Origin of the sequence: Candidatus Pantoea floridensis (assembly GCF_900215435.1) — a bacterium.
Taxonomy (GTDB): Bacteria; Pseudomonadota; Gammaproteobacteria; order Enterobacterales; family Enterobacteriaceae; genus Pantoea; species Pantoea floridensis.
This window is the reverse complement of the sequence record NZ_OCMY01000002.1, coordinates 202,616-220,176: the sequence shown is the minus strand read 5'-3', so window position 1 is coordinate 220,176 and position 17,561 is coordinate 202,616. Positions and strand designations below refer to the sequence as shown.

Sequence of the window (17,561 nt, the reverse complement as noted above, 5' to 3'; positions counted from 1 at the left end):
GCTCGGGATGCGATATGCAAACTGAAGCGACGTGGTGCGATATCCACAAAACCAAAGCACAGAATGACGCTAATCGACCAGCAGCCGAGTCCCGCAACAGTATGATGGAACGCCAGCGCGGTGATATCGCCTCCTTTCTGCAGGCACGCGTTCTGGCACAGCCTAAAACGAGCGCTTTTGCGGCACTGGTGGAATATGGATTCACACGTGAGAATGATGGCGACTTTTTTAAGATTACCGATCATTCAGCCTGGCATGTGCTAATGACGTTCAATTCAGACGGCACCGTAGCGACGGCTACTCTCCAGTAATCGCTGTTATTGCCCGGACGTTTTGAAAAATTCACTTGCGAATTATTGCATTAACTTGATCGTCATTCTCAGTATGCTTATCTCCATCTTCTCATACTAAAGTTTGCATCGTGGTGCGGAAACAAAGGGTACGCATGTTGGCTAATGAACGATCGGCAGAGCCCCGCACGTTTTTACGTGCCGGACGTTTCATATTGATACAGAAACTATTACGTCGTGATAAAACGCCAGCCTTGCTATTAGCGCTGGCGGCGCTGGTGGGCGTACTAACGGGACTGATCGGCGTGGCGTTTGACCGCGCCGTAAATTTTGTTATTCACACCCGCCTCAACATGATCGATAGCGTAGATGGCAGCCCGTGGTTGACCGGTCTGAGCGCTTTTTTTCTGGCCGCTGTCTTGGGCGGCATAGGTTACTTTCTGGTGCGCCGATATGCGCCGGAAGCGGGCGGCTCGGGCATCCCGGAAATTGAAGGTGCGCTGGAGGAGTTACGTCCGGTGCGCTGGTGGCGTGTGTTGCCAGTGAAATTTATTGGCGGAATGGGGGCGCTGGGTTCCGGCATGGTGCTTGGACGGGAAGGGCCCACCGTTCAGCTGGGGGGAAATATTGGTGGGATGTGCGTTGATCTTTTCCGCGTGCGTGCCGCTGAGTCTCGCCATACGCTGCTGGCAACAGGGGCTGCAGCCGGTTTATCCGCGGCTTTCAACGCACCATTGGCGGGTATCCTGTTTATTCTTGAAGAGATGCGGCCCCAGTTTCGCTATAGCCTCATTTCTATCAAAGCGGTGTTTGTGGGCGTTATCGTTTCCAGCATTGTTTTCCGCCTATGCAACGGTAATGAGCCAATCATTAATATTGGTCAGTTACGGGATGCGCCTACTAATACACTTTGGCTCTATCTGATTCTGGGTATGTTATTTGGGGGATGCGGCGTTGCGTTTAATCGCCTGATTTTTGCTGCACAGGATCAATTTCAGCGCTGGCATAAAGGACGCGTAACGCCATGGGTGATAGGGGGGAGTTTACTGGCCGGCACCTGTGGCGTGATAGGAATGGTGCTACCACAGGCCGTGCAGGGCGGGATCTCGCTGATCCCGGACTTTACCAGTGGTAATGTCAGCGCACAGGCACTCTTCTTCCTCTTCGCGCTGCGCACGCTGATAACCATTTGCTGTTTCTCTTCCGGTGCGCCCGGGGGTATTTTTGCACCAATGCTCACTCTGGGCACACTTTTAGGTACCTGCTACGGCCAATTGTGCATGCAGTGGTTCCCGGGATTACAGCTGGAGCCGGCTACTTTTGCCGTTGCGGGTATGGGCGCGCTTTTCGCCGCGTCGGTGCGCGCTCCCCTGACGGGCATTGTGCTGGTGTTGGAAATGACCAACAATTATCAGCTGATTCTGCCCATGATCATCACCTGCCTGGGGGCCACGCTAGCCGCGCAGTTCTTTGGCGGTAAACCCCTTTATTCTTCAATTCTTGCCCGAACATTGGCAAAAGCTAACAGGATCGAAAGCTAAGTCATTGTTTAGCTCGCCATGCCAAACTCTTTACCAAGCCACGCAGAAAACGCCGTCATCGCGGCGCTCTCTGCGCGCGATTGCAAGCGTGTAAGCCAGTAGCCGCCCAGATCTATCTCAGAGGTAAACGGACGGACCAACTTATCCGTCTGTAGCAGGTGATGGAAAATCTTGCTCGGGGCTAACGCAATGCCGACTTCCAGCAGCGCGGCTTCAACCATCGTCAATGAAGAATCGAAGATCATCACCGGATGTGAGGGCGAGGGGGGATGTTCGTTTATGCTTTGCAACCAATGGCTCCACTCATCGCGGCGAAACGAGCGTAGCAGGGTAAATTTATGCACGTCAGCGGGTTGCTGCAGCTGTTGGGCAATGGTAGGACTGCAAAGCGGTGAGAGGGGCGCATCGCAAATAAACTGCGCCTCGGTTCCGTGCCAGGCGCCGCTACCAAAACGAATCGTATAATCGTGCCCCTCAGCGGCGGGATCGACACGATTATTGTGGGTGGAGAGCTGCAGCTCAATATGTGGATGCTGGCGGTTGAAATCGCTCAAACGCGGGATGAGTAAGCCGGTGGCAAAGCTACCCACCACCCCCACTTTTAATTTTTCACGCATTGTTCCCGCAGAAAAGCGATCCAGCGTATCGGCGATACGATCAAACGAATCATTCAGCACCGGCAGCAGACTTTCACCTTCAGTGGTCAACATCAATCCACGCGAAATCCGCACAAATAATTGGCAACCGAGCTGCTGCTCCAGCGATTTCACCTGTTGACTCACCGCCGCGTGGGTGACATTCAGTTCAATCGCTGCATTAGTAAAACTTAAATGGCGAGCTGCTGCTTCAAATGCCCTTAGAGCATTGAGCGGTATATAGGGGCGCGTCATGCATTAACCTGTAAGATTTTCTATTGTCTGACGCTAAAATTAACCGTTTGTTGCGGCTTGTCAAATTGGGCAAACTGCTCGCGGAACACCAACCCGGAAGATTAAATACAATGAAATTGATTTCTCAAGCGTGGATAGCAACGCTCCTGGCATCGGTATGCTCCACAGGCGTGGCCGCCACGCCCGATGTAGAAAAAACCGTGAGTGAAACCATAAAGCCATTGATGCAGCAGCAAGGCATCCCCGGCATGGCCGTAGCGGTGATTGTGAAAGGCCATCCTCACTTTTTCACCTGGGGTATGGCAGATGAACAACGTCATCGCCCGATAACCCAGGACACGCTGTTTGAATTAGGCTCGGTGAGTAAAACTTTCACCGGGGTGTTGGCCGGCGTAGGCGTCAGCAAAGGCGAGATCTCACTTAACGATCCTGCGCGCCAATATTGGTCGGCACTTAATCAGCCTCAGTGGCGCCACATTACGTTGCTGCAACTGGCGACTTATACCGCGGGTGGTCTGCCCTTACAGGTCCCGGACAGCGTGACCAATGAGCCTGAACTGGTGGACTTTTATCACCAATGGCAACCTCAATGGTCACCCGGCAAGACACGGCAATATGCCAACAGCAGCATCGGCCTGTTTGGTTATTTAGCCGTGAAGACGAGCGGCCTCTCTTTCGAGCAGGCGATGCAGCAGCGCGTGTTTACGCCACTTAAGCTCAGTCATACCTTTATTACGGTGCCGGATGCGCAGAAAGATTCTTACGCCTGGGGCTATCGGCAGGGCAAACCCGTACGCGTAGCGCCGGGAATGCTGGATGCAGAAGCCTATGGGGTGAAGTCATCCATTAAAGATATGTCGCGCTGGATGCAGGCCAACATGGCACCAAAACAGGTGGATGATAAGACATTACAACAAGCCCTTGATCTCGCGCAGACACGGTTTTATCGCACTGATAATTTATATCAGGGACTTGGCTGGGAAATGCTTGATTGGCCTGATCAGGCTGCCATGGCCGAGAAGGGGGCTGATAATACCGTTGCGCTGGGGCCACAACCGGTGGTGGATGCGTCGATACACCCGCGTGTAGCGGCATCGTGGGTACATAAGACAGGCGCCACCGGCGGTTTCGGTGCTTATGTTGCCTTTATCCCGCAAAAGCAGGTGGGTATTGTTATGCTGGCCAATAAAAATTATCCGAATACCGAGCGGGTAAAGGCCGCCATGCAAATTTTAACGGCGCTGGAATAAGTGCCAGGGGCGAATTTTCGCCCCGTTTCTTGTGGCAAGCCACAAGAGCCGGGCGATTGATCATCTACACTTAAACTCTACTCATACTAAGGAGATCGAGATGACAGACCACCCGGAAAAAAAACGTGATGTTAAAGATGAAAAGCACCCGGCTAAAGATGCGCCTAATGAGCACGGTGAGATTCCCAGAACGCGCGACGACAGTGAAGACCACAAAAAAGATCCCTTCCGTGATGAGTGACGTTAATCGGTTTTCGCTGGTGTAAGAAAAAGCATCGCCAGGGGTAGCGCGGCGAAGAGTAATAACGCACTCGCTGCGCCTGCACTGGCGTAGAGCTGGCCAAAAAGGAGCGAACCGATCACTTGTCCAGCCGCTAACATAAAAAACAGTATGCCAACGCCGCTGGCGGGCGAATGCGCTGTTGCTTCGGCACCCCATACCAGCAGCACGCCGGAAAGCGTCACATAAGCAGCTCCTCCCAATGCCACGGCAGGAAATAGCCACCACGCATAGTGATGGCTGAGTGCCAGCAGCAGCAAAAGTAACGACATACCGCATAGCGACAGTCGATAAACAGCATTCATGCCAATCCATTTTGCCATCGGCCCCGTTAATGCGCCGAAAATGCCTGCCGCACCGCCAACCAGCCATAACAGACTTACGACGCTGGCATTCACATCAATGTGATGCAACAAATTGGGGCCAAAACTCCACCAGGCCGCACTGGCGATGCCGCTAATCAACGCAATGACGATTAGCCGCTGAAGCGAGCGCTGGCGCAGCGTGCTGAGCCACGATGAGTGGCGCGCAGCGTCACTTTTTCCGGGCAGCTGACGCCATACTGGCAGGATGCAAATGAGCGCCAGCAAAGCAAACAGGGCGCAGGCTGCTCGCCAGCCTCCCGGTAGCCAAAACAAAATGGGCACGGACAGCATGATCCCCATGCTGGTCCCGGCATTGATCGCGGTATTCATCTGCGGCTGTTGTCGGGATTCTATGCGCTGGCTCACCGCGTCTGCCAGCGCCGGAGAAGCAAGGCCAGCGCTTAGGCCGGCAATAAACAGCCCTGCACCGAGAAGCCATGGCGATGCGGCGCTGGCCAGCAGCAGCAATCCCGTTGCCGCACACAGGGCTGCAACCATCGCGGAAAACCGCGGCCCGGCGCGTGAAGTTAGCATCGGCGCAAGCATCACCGCGACGCAGTAGGCCGCAAAACTACTGGCTGAAAGTACGCCAGATATACGCGGTGTCAAAGGAATAGTGTGCATCACGTCTGGCATCATCAGGCCCCAGGCGAAGCGCGCCATGCCATAAGTGATGGCGATAAGCGAAAAGCCGGTCAGGACCAGCGCAGTCCCTTTCATGGCTGTTCACTGAGATGCAGCAGCTGGAGTGCGGCAGCTTTAGCCGCCTCACATGCATTCACCGCGCCGAGGATCAACGCGGAGGTAAGCGCACCTTCAAACAGTAGCCATATGGCATCAGCTAGCGCCACCTTCTCCTCACCGTGAAGCTTGTGAACGCAGCGCGCAATGTAAGCGCGCATGCTATGACGATATGCCATCGCCTGTTCAGCCAGTGCGATATCCTCCCCGGCATACTCTCCCCATGCTTTGAGGAATAAGCAGCCGTTGTTACCGTATTCAAGCATCCATGCGCTCATGGCATCGAATATCTGGCTTATTGCGTGGGGATGTTCTGCGGCATATAGCGCGGCGAAAAAACGTTCCTGACGCGCTGTCAGTACCGCAGCCGTCAAGGCTTCGCGAGAAGGAAAATAGCGATACATCGTGCGTGTAGACACATTGGCCTCGCTGCAGATGCGATCGGTACTGGTGGCATGAAAGCCATTGAGATAAAACAGCCGCTCAGCGGCATCAATAATGTCTTGTTGTTTATTCATCCTTAAAAAGTAAACCGATCGTTTTACTTTTGCAAGCTGACGGGATTAATCAGTTGATAAGGCCCTCTTCCCGCGCGTTTGCGTAAAGCGTAATGATTTTTTCCAGTAGCGCCTCCGCTTCGGAGAGATGTAAGAACAGCATTTCGTCCTCTTCCTCGAAGCTTACCAACTCTTCAATAAACGCTAATTTTTCGGAGAGGGAATGAATGCCAATGACGCTCAGCGTCCCAGTCATACGGTGCAGGTAGCGCGTGAGTTTGGGTCGATCTGCCATCAATAAGGCGTTACGTGCTTCGGCTAAATCCTGCTGCGTTTCAGCAAAGGTGGCGGTGAGAAAATCGTTGAGCGCATGGGGGGTGTCAGGGATGAATTTTTGTAGGCTCTCGAGATTAACCAGATCTAAAAATGTCTCTGCAGAGGAGAGTTGATGTGTGAAGGCCTCAAGTGATGCCGCGATTTGCTCAATGGTGATCGGACGGAACAGGCATTGATTCATGCCTGCCTCCAGGCAGCGCATCCGCTCAGATAATTGGGCATTTGCCGTCATCCCAATCACGGGAATGTTGCTATCTTCCTGCCTGATAATCCGCGTCATGGCTAAACCATCCATTTCGGGCATGCTGCAATCCGTGAAGATGAGATTAGCTTGCTCAGTTCGCCAGGCACGCAATCCTTCGGTTCCGTTGCTAGCTTCCGCTACGTGATGGCCCAGCAGCGTTAACTGGCGGCTGATCAGCAAGCGGTTGGCAGGATGATCATCCACAATCAGGATGCGCAGCGGGCGCGTGGCAGTGAGTGTTCGCGTAGCGATTGGTGGAGAAACCGGTACAGAGGCAGGGCGAAGACGAACCGGAATAGTGGTGAATACCGTTGTGCCTCGATTCGGCTCACTTTCAAGCGTTACTGTGCCCGCCATCATTTGCACCATATCGCGACTAATCGCTAAGCCTAAGCCTGTACCTTGATGCGTATCCGTTCCGGCCTGGACAAAGGGCTGGAACAGGGTGGGCAGAGCGTCAGCTGCAATACCGCGGCCGGTATCTTGTACCTGAATTTGCAGTTTAGCGGCGTGCTCTGCTGTCAAACTCAACTCAACCTGCAACGATATTTGGCCGCGCTGCGTGAATTTAACCGCATTACCTGCGAAGTTTGTGACGATCTGCCGCAAACGCACAGCATCGATATACATTTCGAATTGATTGTCTGGCAGCTGCCACCTGAAAGACAGCCCTTTTTGGCGCGCCAATCCCTCAATGATTCTGATCACCGGCATAAATACCGCTTCTGGCGCTGCCCAATCCGGCTGCAACTCCATATGGCCCGATTCGATTTTGGACATATCCAGAATGTCACCGATGAGCGCCAGTAGTGTCTGGGAAGAGTGATAGGCCGCCTGAATCAACTCAGGATCCGCTTTACCCTGGCGATTCTGCAGCTCCAGCAAACCAATAACGGCACTGATTGGTGTACGGATCTCATGGCTCATGGTGGCGAGAAAATGACTCTTACTTTTATTCGCCAGTTCTGCGGCTTCTTTGGCCCGTGACAATTCATCAAGCAGGGCGAGATAACCGGTAATGTCCTGCCAGCCGCAGATCAGGCCCGCCCATTCGTTGTTTTCATTCACGTAGGGCGTCATCCAGTGACGAAGCGTTCTTTCCGCTTCACCGACCCGGATGGTGAAGTCTAACTCTTCCATTTCACCTTTTTCTTCCAGCTGCTGCAGGCAGGCTTTCCAGACGGTGAATAAAGGGTTTCTGCCGTCATAGAGTGAACGGTGTAGATTTTCACGATCGTGGGAGGGGAAGAAACGGTCGAAGGCTTCGTTGCTGCGAATAATTTGGCCATTTTTATCGACGACATACACCGGACGCGGCGGCCCGTTAATGAGCTTATCGCGGAAAAGGACTTCTTCTCTCAGCCGTGATTGCGCCTGCCGCGTACGCCTCACCTGGCGCGAAAGGATTAACGCCCAGATAGCGGCCGTTAAAATGAGTACCCCGGCAATCACCGCCCCGCTGTAAAACTCGGTTTTATACAGGTTCCAGGTCTCAAATCTGGCGGCAGGCGTTCCCTGCCAGCGACTAACAATTCTTGAAATCATTGCTGGAGGCAGGGCGGCAATGGTTTTATTCAGAATACTTTGCAGTTCGGGATTATCACGCCTCACGCCAAACGAGATGGCGGCATCCTGGAATGGAAGAATATTTTCAATGGTCAGCTGATGCGGATATAAGCCTGAAATAACATAGCGGGCGCTGAATAAAGTATTAATAGTTGCATCTACTTTGCCCTCCGCCACCCATTGCATCGCCAGACTGGCATTGCTGGCATACTCCACTTCAACATCAGGATAGGTTCGCATAAACCATGCGCTGACGTCCTGGTCGCGGATTAACGCGATACGCTTTATTACCGGGGCAGAATCCGTGTTGGTATCACGTTTACGCGTTACCAGAACCTCTGGGCTGTACATAAAAGGGGTAGATAATAGAAACGTCGCGTTTCGGCTATTACTCCATACCAGCGGCGCCGTCATCAGCAGATTTTTTTGCGCCATGCGCTGACTTAAGTCTTGAGTATTTTCATCTTCAATCGGTAAAAAGCGAATACCGGTTTTTAACTGAATGAGATGCAGCAAATCGGCGCTGATACCGCGAAACTCGCCATTTTGATTGTTGAGAACGAAAGGTGCATTTAAGCTCGAGGCGGCATAGCGTACGGTTTGGTGTTCAGCCAGCCATGCTTTTTCACGCTCGGTGAACGTTATGGGCGTCGCAATAAAATGGACCATATCATCCTGATCCCACTGCGCGGCAAGTAGCTTGCCGGTGGTGTTCGCTTGCAGATCGGATAATGCAGTGCCAACGGCACGGAGTAGAATGTCATCGTGCTTATTTAACAGCACGTCATAACCACTCATTTTAATATTCAGCGGTTGGACAATGCTAAGGGTGGTGGCGTAATTACGCTCAATCAAATAATAGGCTTCACCCGCAGGCAGTGCGGCCTGATGCGTTTTACCGACATCGAGGGCGGCTAACAGATCTAAGGGCGAGAATGACTTAACGTTTTCAGCGGCCGGAATAGGTTGGCTATCCGCGAGTCTTATTACTTGTACCGGATAGGCAGGCAGAATATTTATTGTAGTGATGTCGCTGGCATGACTCGCATAATCGTCACCAGCGGGGCGGAAAACCATATCAACTTGACGCGCCTTAAGTGCGTCAACAGCTTGTGCGGCAGTGTCGAAATGCACAATTTTCAGGGTAAGCCCCAGGCTACGAATAAGCTGATAGGCCATATCCGGAAAGTAGCCGGTCAGCATCCCGGTTGGACTTATGCGCGTAATGGGAGGGCGCGCGTCGCCGTACAGTGCCAGCGTAATGTCACGCTTCTCACCTAACCAGCGCCACTCATCATTATTCAGATCTGGCGCCGCTAAATAGTGGTTGTCCATATTTTGATAGGTGAGTGAGGTTACAGCCGCCATGACTGAATGCATCATCGTGAATGACAACACTAGCCCTGAGAGAAAGCGCATCAATTGATATTATTCCTGCGGGCAAACTCGAGCAGATCCCGTTGATTTTTTAGACCGAGTTTATCCATCAGCCTCGCTTTATAAGTACTGACGGTTTTATTGCTAATTTTCATTCTGCCGGCGATGGAAATGATCTCTTTACCCTCGGCAAGATAGCGCAGCACTTCAAATTCCCGCTTGGATAAAAGGCGAATTTTATCGCTGTCGCTGGCATGTGCGGAGACGTCGTAAGTGGCGTGCATCCGTAAAGGAAAATAGCCATAGCCAGAGAGCACGGCGTTGACGGCCAATAGCAACCCCTCAAGATTATTCTGCTTACTAATAAAGCCGTTAGCACCGGCTTTCATGCTCTCAACTGCATAGTAATCGGCATTTTTACCGCTCATAACCACGATCGGTGTGCGGTTTCCTGTGGCACGCAACGCCGCGATCACATCAATGCCATTGATGCCAGGCAGATCTATGTCGAGAATCAACGCATCCGGTTTATGGCTGTTCAATAATTGCTGAACGACATCACCATCCCCCGCTTCGGCAAGCACCTGATGATCACTTTTTTCCAGTATCATTCGAATAGCAAGGCGCGCCAAAGGATGATCATCTACAACGATGAACGTAGCCATGTCCCTCCCTGTCAATATCAAGACATTTCTTACATCCATAAATGCTAGCCTGAGAATAACAGTTATACAATCATAAATATTAAAACGTAGTCCATTTCCTACACTTAATTACATCTACGCCTGGAAAATAGAATACTTTTTGCTAAGTAAGATTATCCCTCGTATTTGTAGTCCTGTTCCTACAGCGGCTGTAAGATCATCTTATTCCGTTAGTACGCCCAAAATGACAGACTTGTCACGTTCAGTCATGGCTAAAGACGCACGGGTGTAATGATGTCCTCTGCCATGTTTTTAATTAACGATGTAGCAGGAATATCATGAAAAACTTACGCGCCACCACAAATTATCATTTCAAATCAAATATACGTTCAACCACATGGATCGCATTATTCATGTTTTGCATCGGGTTTTGGCTGTTAACAACCTCGTTGCTTCTTATTAAATAACCTCAAAATAGCTTCTCAATATACCTGCAACAGGGTAGGCCTTGCTGTACCCTGCATTAATAAGGATTGATCGTGAATAAGATTTTTAGAGTTAAGTGGAATAGTGCGTTACAGCGTTTTGATGTCACCTCAGAATTAACCAAAGGGAAAAGTAAGTCATCCAGCGGTGGCGCTAAGCAATCTGGCGTGCAGTTACGTCACGCGGGTATATTGACTACGGGGGCATTGGCATTGGCTCTCAGCGCGCCTACAGTGGCTGTTGATATTGATTTAGATGATTTTGATGCGCCAGATGGGGGGCATATTCAGCGCATTACTGGCAGTGATAAACTGACCTCTGCCAACTGGAGTAGTATTAAATCGGGTGATAAAGGTTACCGATCAATGACGTTGGCACAGGCTAACGCCCTGGGGTTATTAACCGGTGATGGCGTTAATTATCTCGATGAGGGATATCTGGCGTTTGGTAATCGCATTGGCTATGAATATATCGATCCTACCACCGGTAATACCATTACGTTTCAGGGTTACGACAATGCTCAACTAAGAAATGTTTCCCTCAGCGGTAGCGAGTTTGTTCAGCACTATGCGGTGGGCGTTGATGGTCAGTATGTAGATCGTAATTTGATCCAGGTTGAGTCAGGGGGAAATCTGGAGGTGGATGTGGGGGGAGCGACCGGTCCCCTTTGGTTTAACGATCTGAACAACCGCCTTGAGCTTTTCATGAAGGGCAAGAATCAGACATCGTCTGTGTTTAAAGTCAGTTCAACTAACGCAGCAGCTCCTGCCACCTTGAATTATCTCAGCAAAACCGTGGTTCATCTCGGAAACTTCCGCAACACCTCAAAAAAGTCTGACGTTCCTGTTTTGAAGTTTTCTTCAGGTTTTAGCGGCGACTTCTCCAGTGCGATAGGCAATCAGAGCGTTAATAACATTGATGATTTAAAAAATTATAATAGCGCGCTAATTAGCGCCGTGCAGAGTGGCGCACTACCAGCCAGCCAGTATCAATCTGAATTTGAAAAGGCCTATTCACAGACTGAAAAGCTTATCTATGTTGATGATAAAATTGCCGATGATGATGCCTCCCGTTTAGGGGTGGGCACGGTAGGCGTTGCTTATATTTTGGGGGATGGTGGCGCAGCCACCATAAACGTTGACACTGATGCCTCAATCCAGGGTTTCAATACCGACATCTCTCTCATTCGCTTAGTCAATGGCGCAACATTAAATAACTATGGTTCGATAGGTCTTTTTTCTAACTCCAGTGCAGATAATGCGGTGATTACGGCCAGAGATAGCGTCGTCAATAATTTCGGCGTCATTGATGCCGGCACCAACAAAGAGATGATGGAGTATGAGACTTCACCGGGAATGCCAATTGGCAGTTTCTATAGCGGTGGACAGAAAAATGCCATCACCGCCAATAACGCGATCATCAATAATAGCGGTGTAATTAATGTTGCCCCGGCAGGAAATTATGTCGCAAACATTGGCATTAGCCTCAACAACAATTCCAGCCTGGTGAATAGCGGGAATATCAATATTTATGCTGCGGAAAAGAACGGTTCGATCTACTCAACCTATTCCCATGGCGTGCTGATGGAGGATAACGCGACTTTCCGTAACGAAGGTACTGTTTATCTTGGACGTGAGGCACAGCGTAACATTGGTGAAGCGGTTAATGATCTCGAGGTCAATTCACCTAATAACCGTTTGGTGACGGTGCGTGGTTATGCAGAATTTACCAACGAGGCAGGCGGGAATTTAACCCTAGGTTCACTTACCCAAGGCGCCTATGGCGTCATTGTTCAAGGGGGTGGCGCAAAAGCCGAGAATAAAGGCGATATCACTATCAATGGCAAAACCGGTGGCGCCGCGCCGTTGCAAAACATTGCAATGATGGGTTTTGCCAGCGCTAAAAATGTGCTTAACAGCGGCACTATCACACTTAACGGTGTTAATGCGGTTGGTTTAATGGCGAATTCTGTCGATACGGACAGTGGTACTACCGTGGTGACGAACAAAGGAACCATCAACATCACGGAAGGTGTGGATGCGGTGTCGAAAACCGCCAATTATGGCATGTGGGCTGACGGCCAACGTGCAATAGCGACCAATGGCGGCATCATTAATCTTAACGGTGATGGCGCCATTGGAGCGCACGCGCGCAACGGCGGCACCGTCGATATCGCGGATAATGGTGAGATGCGTTTTAACGGTAAAAACCAGACCGGTTACTACGTATATGGTGCAGGTTCGAAGATTATCGATGGTTCAGCCACCACCCAGGCTGCTAACGCGGAAGGCTCCACACTGTATCGTATTGATGGGGGAGCCAGCTTTGACGGTTCCGCAAGCTCCACCCGCATTGATGCCAGCGGTAAAAATGCCACGGCATTGCTGGTAACCAGCAATGCCAATCAAAGCACACTGGATACCGGCAAGATGACGATCCTCGTTTCGGGCGAAGGTGCAACGGGTGTTCGCGTTGAAGGCTCAGCCAAAGGAACGCTTTCCGATGAAACTGACCTAACGCTTTCAGGAGCAGGCAGTTCTGCAGGGATTGTTGACGGCAGCTATACCGATATTGTCGGTAACCGTAGTCAGGTGGGCAGAGCCGTTCTTACCAGCCTGGCGAACCTCACCAGCGCCAATACTGCGGCTAATGCCATTGGTTATATCGCACGCAACGGCGGAAAGCTCGACCATCAGGGTAGCATTGACTTCACTACCGCGGGTACCACCGGTGTGCTGGTTGAGGGCGGTACGCTGAATAACAGCGGCAATATCAATGTGAATGGCGTTGCCGTCAATATTCAGGGCGCAAACTCGGCCGTCACGAATACCGGCACCATTGCTGCCAGCGATGGCGTCGCCGCGATAAACGTGGGCAGTGGCGCAAACCTGACGCTGGACGGTTTGGGTCAGGTAAAAGCCAGCGGCAGCGCCCATGGCATTCTGCTGGATACCGGGGCAACCGGATTAATCGTTAAAGACGCCCGCATCAGTATGGATCCGGTCGCCACCGGCAACGCCATTGAGAATAAGGCCGAAATTGCCGGTATTAAACTCGACAATACGCACATCACGGTAGATAACGGTGCCGGTGTGCGCACGGCAGCCAGCATGGCCGCTGAGAACAGTGGGATTATCAACGTTAACGGCAGCGGCAGCGGCCTGCTGTTCCAGAATGCGGATGGCTCAACTGCTGATGGCGCGCTGGACATGTCGAGTTCGCGGAATCTGGTGATTGATGTCAATCATGCGTCGGGGAGCGGCATCGTGACTAACCTGAAGGGCGATGTTAAATCGGGCGCCAGCGTCAACGTCAATGACGCTGCCGGCGGCCCGGCGTTGAAAGTGGGCGGCACCAGCGCAGTCGTTGAGCAGAGCGGTCGGTTGGTATCAATCTCTTCAGCCAGCCCGGTGGTCGATGTGAATAACGGCTACGTTGGCAGCTTCATTAATCGCGGCGACATCATAGCGAACTCGGCAGCGCAGGTCGCATTGGAAATCACCAGCGGCCTTTCTGGCGTGCATTTTGTTAACGCGCAGGGTGGCAATATTATCGGCCAGGTCAACCTGACGACGGCTAACAATCACACCGTTGATTTGCAGCATGGCAGCACCGCCACCGATATCACCAGCGCAGGCGGCGATGACATTTTTAACCTGGTTAACATCGATGCCACGGATAGCAATGTGTTTGACTCGCTCGATGCAGGAGCGGGTAATGACAAACTCAATCTGCGCAACAGTCAATTGACGCTGGCGCAAACCGGCAAAACTATCAGCGGTTTCGAAGCGATTACCCTTTCGGATAACGCAACTCTGACGCTAGACAACATTCTGTTGCCGTTAGGCGATGCCAATGACGATGCCGCTGGGACCGGATTTGCGATCGCTGCTGGCAGCACTCTCGCATTAAAACAGAGCGGCGATACGCAATTTGCCAGCCACATCAGCGGTAGCGGCACGATTGCGGCGAGTACGGCGGGTAATACCTTTGATTTTACCGCCAATAACGCCAGCAACAGCTTTACCGGGACACTGGCGCTGAGCGACGCCAGCTTAAATCTTGACGGTTTAAACACGCAGGCGCTGACCCGCGCCCTGCTGCAGGCGGGCAGTGGTAGCCATATCCGTGTCGCTGACGGCACGCAAAACATCGGTGGTTTGCGCTTTGATGGCGGCACGGTGTCGTTTGATACCGGAACGCCAGGCGAGACCGTAGCGAAAGGCACGGTGCAAGCGCAAAACGAACTGGATATTGATGGCCGCGGAACGGTGGCCATCAACGCAGGCTCAGTGAGTAACCACCACGTATTGCCACCGGATACCGTTTCGCTGTTGCAACAGGATGAAGGGGATCTCGGAATTAAATTAGCGGGCAGCGATGGCGTGGTGACCGGCAGCGGCGGCAATCTGGAACTGCGCGATCAGTCGGGTAATCTGATTACTGATGCACTAGAGCGCAACGTTATTCAGGATGGCGAGATTGTCGCGATGGCGACATATGACTATCGTCTCACCAGCGGCGCGGCGGGTGATGGTCTCTACACCAGCTACGGATTAACTAAACTGGATCTCATGGGTACGGGTAATGATGCGCTGGTACTTAATGCCTTTGGTCAAACGGGCAACTCAGCTGATTTGAGCGCGAAGTTAACCGGCCTGGGCGATCTGGCGATTGATACCGGCGCAGGCCAAACCGTTTCGCTATCCAACATGGACAACGACTATCAGGGTAAAACCACGGTGCGCAGCGGCACCTTGCTGATGAACAACGACAATGTGCTCGGTCAAACCTCTGAGCTGACGCTGGCATCCGGCAGCGGTTTTGAGATGAACGGACATCGTCAAACAGTAGGCATGCTGAGCACCGCAGCGGGATCGACAGTTAATATTGCCGGCGGTACGCTGGATATCACCCATGGCGGAACGGTTGACGGCGCGCTACAGGGCACCGGAGCGCTGAACGTGAACGGCGGAACGCTGACGGTAAACGGCAGTAATACGGCGCTCTCCGCCACAACCTCGATTGCTGCGGGTGCTGATGCCCAGCTCAATCAGACTACCGGCTTGGGTATTGGCAGCATCGTTAACCACGGGCTGTTGGCAGTCAAAAACGCGGCGGGCGATCTGTATAACAGCCTGAGCGGCAGCGGTGAGACGCAGATAGCCAGCGCCAGCGATGTCAGACTGTTAGGTGATAACAGTGGCTTCTCGGGCACGTTCACAACCGATAGCGACTCCACATTGACCGCGACTCGCCAAAACAGCCTCGGCAGCGCAACCGTCAGCAATGAAGGCTTACTGAATCTGACTTCAGCTGATAGCTGGACGCTGGGCAACATCATCACGGGCAGTGGCAGCCTGAACCAAAACGGCAGCGGTGTGGTCACGTTAACCCAGTCGGCTGCGCAGTTCAGCGGTGACACTAACGTCAACGCCGGTGGCCTGCAGTTAGGGGATTCAGGGAATAACGTTACGCTGGCTTCCGGCAACCTCAATATCGCTGCTGGCGCACTGGCCGGTGGCTTTGGCGGCACCGCAGGTAACGTGAACAATCAGGGAATGCTGCTGTTAGGAGCGCTGAAGCCTGTTGCGCGAACCGTTGCCGATATCATGACTTTTAACGTTGGTGGTAGCCTGAGCAACGCCGGCGAAATAACTGTCGGCCGCACAGGCGCGCCGGCGGGTAATCTGCTGCACGTAGCGGGCAATTACGTCGGTAATTATGGTCACCTGACGTTTAACACGGCACTCGGTGACGACAGTTCCGTCACCGATAAAATGGTGGTCGATGGCGATACCACGGGCAGCACCCGCGTAAGCGTAAACAATGCCGGGGGCAGCGGGGCGAAGACCCTCAACGGCATCGAGCTGATCCGCGTTAATGGCGCATCAGACGGTGAGTTCATTCAGGACGGACGCATTGTGGCGGGCGCCTATGATTATCATCTGGAACGTGGCGAAGGCCGCAACGCGGGCAACTGGTATCTCTCGAACACCCTGAATGACGGCGGAGAAGAGGGCGGCGGCAATAAGCCCGATCCGGATGTGATAAAAGTGTATCGGCCGGAATCCAGCGCCTATGCCTCCAATATGGCGGCGGCCAACACTTTGTTTAATACGCGCCTGCACGATCGTCTAGGTGAGACGCATTACGTTGACGCCATCACCGGTGAAGAAAAGGTCACCAGCATGTGGCTGCGTAACGTAGGTGGCCACACGCGTTCATCGGACAGTAGCGGCCAGATGAGAACGCAGGCGAATCGTTATGTGATGCAGATGGGCGGCGACATTGCGCAATGGAGTGCTGATGGTGCTGATCGTTACCATCTCGGCCTGATGGCGGGTTATGCGAATCAGCAAAGCAATAGCCGCAATCGCCTTACCGGGCAGAAAGCCGATGGCAGCATTAACGGATATAGCCTGGGTGTCTATGGAACCTGGCTGCAGAATAACCTCGAAAAAACCGGTGCATACGTTGATACATGGGCGCAGTACAGCTGGTTTGATAACAACGTAAAAGGCGATTCGCTGGCTGCCGAATCCTACAAGTCGAAAGGGGTAACCACATCGGTTGAAAGTGGCTACACCTGGAAGCTGGGTGAGAAAAATGCGCGTGAAAGTTACTTCATTCAGCCAAAAGCTCAGTTGACCTGGATGGGCGTGGAAGCTGACAGTATTCACGAGAAGAATGGTACGCGTGTTGATGGCACGGGTGACGGCAATATTCAGACGCGCCTCGGCGTGCGGGCTTTCATCAAGGGACATAGCCCAATTGATGACGGTAAAAACCGTACTTTTGAACCCTTTGTTGAGGCAAACTGGATTGCTAACTCCAGGGCATTTGGCAGCCAGCTTAACGGTGTCAATGTGACGCAGAAAGGAACGCGCAATCTCGGCGAGCTCAAGGTAGGGATTGAGGGGCAAATCAAACCCGGCGTAAATCTGTGGGGCAACGTAGCGCAGCAAATGGGGGGCAGCGGCTACTCGGATACCAGCGCGTTGCTCGGAGTAAAAGTGAGCTTCTGATGCTATTAAAGAAAGCGTCCTTCGGG

Annotated in this window: 10 protein-coding genes; 5 read left to right on the top strand and 5 right to left on the bottom strand. The window is 52.4% G+C overall.

The genetic code is table 11. The annotated features are described in order from the left end of the window. The first annotated feature begins 14 nt into the window (after positions 1-14). Positions 15-311: a hypothetical protein gene (locus CRO19_RS21640; protein WP_097097895.1), complete on the top strand. Its 297-nt coding sequence runs from the start codon at positions 15-17 to the stop codon at positions 309-311. 134 nt (positions 312-445) lie between these two features. Continuing rightward, on the top strand, positions 446-1,831 hold the full coding sequence (gene clcA, locus CRO19_RS21635; RefSeq protein ID WP_097097894.1) for a H(+)/Cl(-) exchange transporter ClcA: 1,386 nt from the start codon (positions 446-448) through the stop codon (positions 1,829-1,831). 8 nt (positions 1,832-1,839) lie between these two features. On the opposite strand, the gene ampR is transcribed toward clcA, so the two are convergent. Then, positions 1,840-2,721, bottom strand: coding sequence for a LysR family transcriptional regulator AmpR (ampR, locus tag CRO19_RS21630; protein ID WP_097097893.1), 882 nt, complete (start codon positions 2,719-2,721; stop codon positions 1,840-1,842). Positions 2,722-2,831: 110 nt separating this feature from the next. On the opposite strand from ampR, the gene ampC reads away from it, so the two are divergent. Together ampC and CRO19_RS26170 are read left to right on the top strand one after the other, a co-directional pair. Then, positions 2,832-3,971, top strand: coding sequence for a class C beta-lactamase (gene ampC / locus CRO19_RS21625; RefSeq protein WP_097097892.1), 1,140 nt, complete (start codon positions 2,832-2,834; stop codon positions 3,969-3,971). Positions 3,972-4,071: 100 nt separating this feature from the next. Next, positions 4,072-4,212, top strand: coding sequence for a hypothetical protein (locus CRO19_RS26170; RefSeq protein ID WP_176519236.1), 141 nt, complete (start codon positions 4,072-4,074; stop codon positions 4,210-4,212). A 2-nt stretch (positions 4,213-4,214) separates the two neighbouring features. Here CRO19_RS26170 and CRO19_RS21620 read toward each other — a convergent pair whose 3' ends face one another. The 4 genes from CRO19_RS21620 to CRO19_RS21605 are packed head-to-tail and all read right to left on the bottom strand — an operon-like array spanning position 4,215 to position 10,042. Further along, on the bottom strand, positions 4,215-5,336 hold the full coding sequence (locus CRO19_RS21620) for an MFS transporter (RefSeq protein WP_097097891.1): 1,122 nt from the start codon (positions 5,334-5,336) through the stop codon (positions 4,215-4,217). Next, positions 5,333-5,875 (bottom strand): TetR/AcrR family transcriptional regulator, encoded by a 543-nt coding sequence (locus CRO19_RS21615; RefSeq protein WP_097097890.1) that lies wholly within the window; start codon positions 5,873-5,875, stop codon positions 5,333-5,335. Before CRO19_RS21615 ends, CRO19_RS21620 begins: the two co-directional genes overlap by 4 nt. 49 nt (positions 5,876-5,924) lie before the next feature. Continuing rightward, positions 5,925-9,368, bottom strand: coding sequence for a response regulator (locus CRO19_RS21610; protein WP_176519235.1), 3,444 nt, complete (start codon positions 9,366-9,368; stop codon positions 5,925-5,927). Between the two features lie 50 nt (positions 9,369-9,418). Continuing rightward, a complete protein-coding gene (locus tag CRO19_RS21605; protein WP_097097888.1) occupies positions 9,419-10,042 on the bottom strand; it encodes a response regulator in 624 nt (207 codons plus the stop codon). A gap of 518 nt (positions 10,043-10,560) precedes the next feature. On the opposite strand from CRO19_RS21605, the gene CRO19_RS21600 reads away from it, so the two are divergent. Continuing rightward, positions 10,561-17,535 (top strand): autotransporter outer membrane beta-barrel domain-containing protein, encoded by a 6,975-nt coding sequence (locus CRO19_RS21600; protein ID WP_097097887.1) that lies wholly within the window; start codon positions 10,561-10,563, stop codon positions 17,533-17,535. Positions 17,536-17,561: the final 26 nt, after the last annotated feature.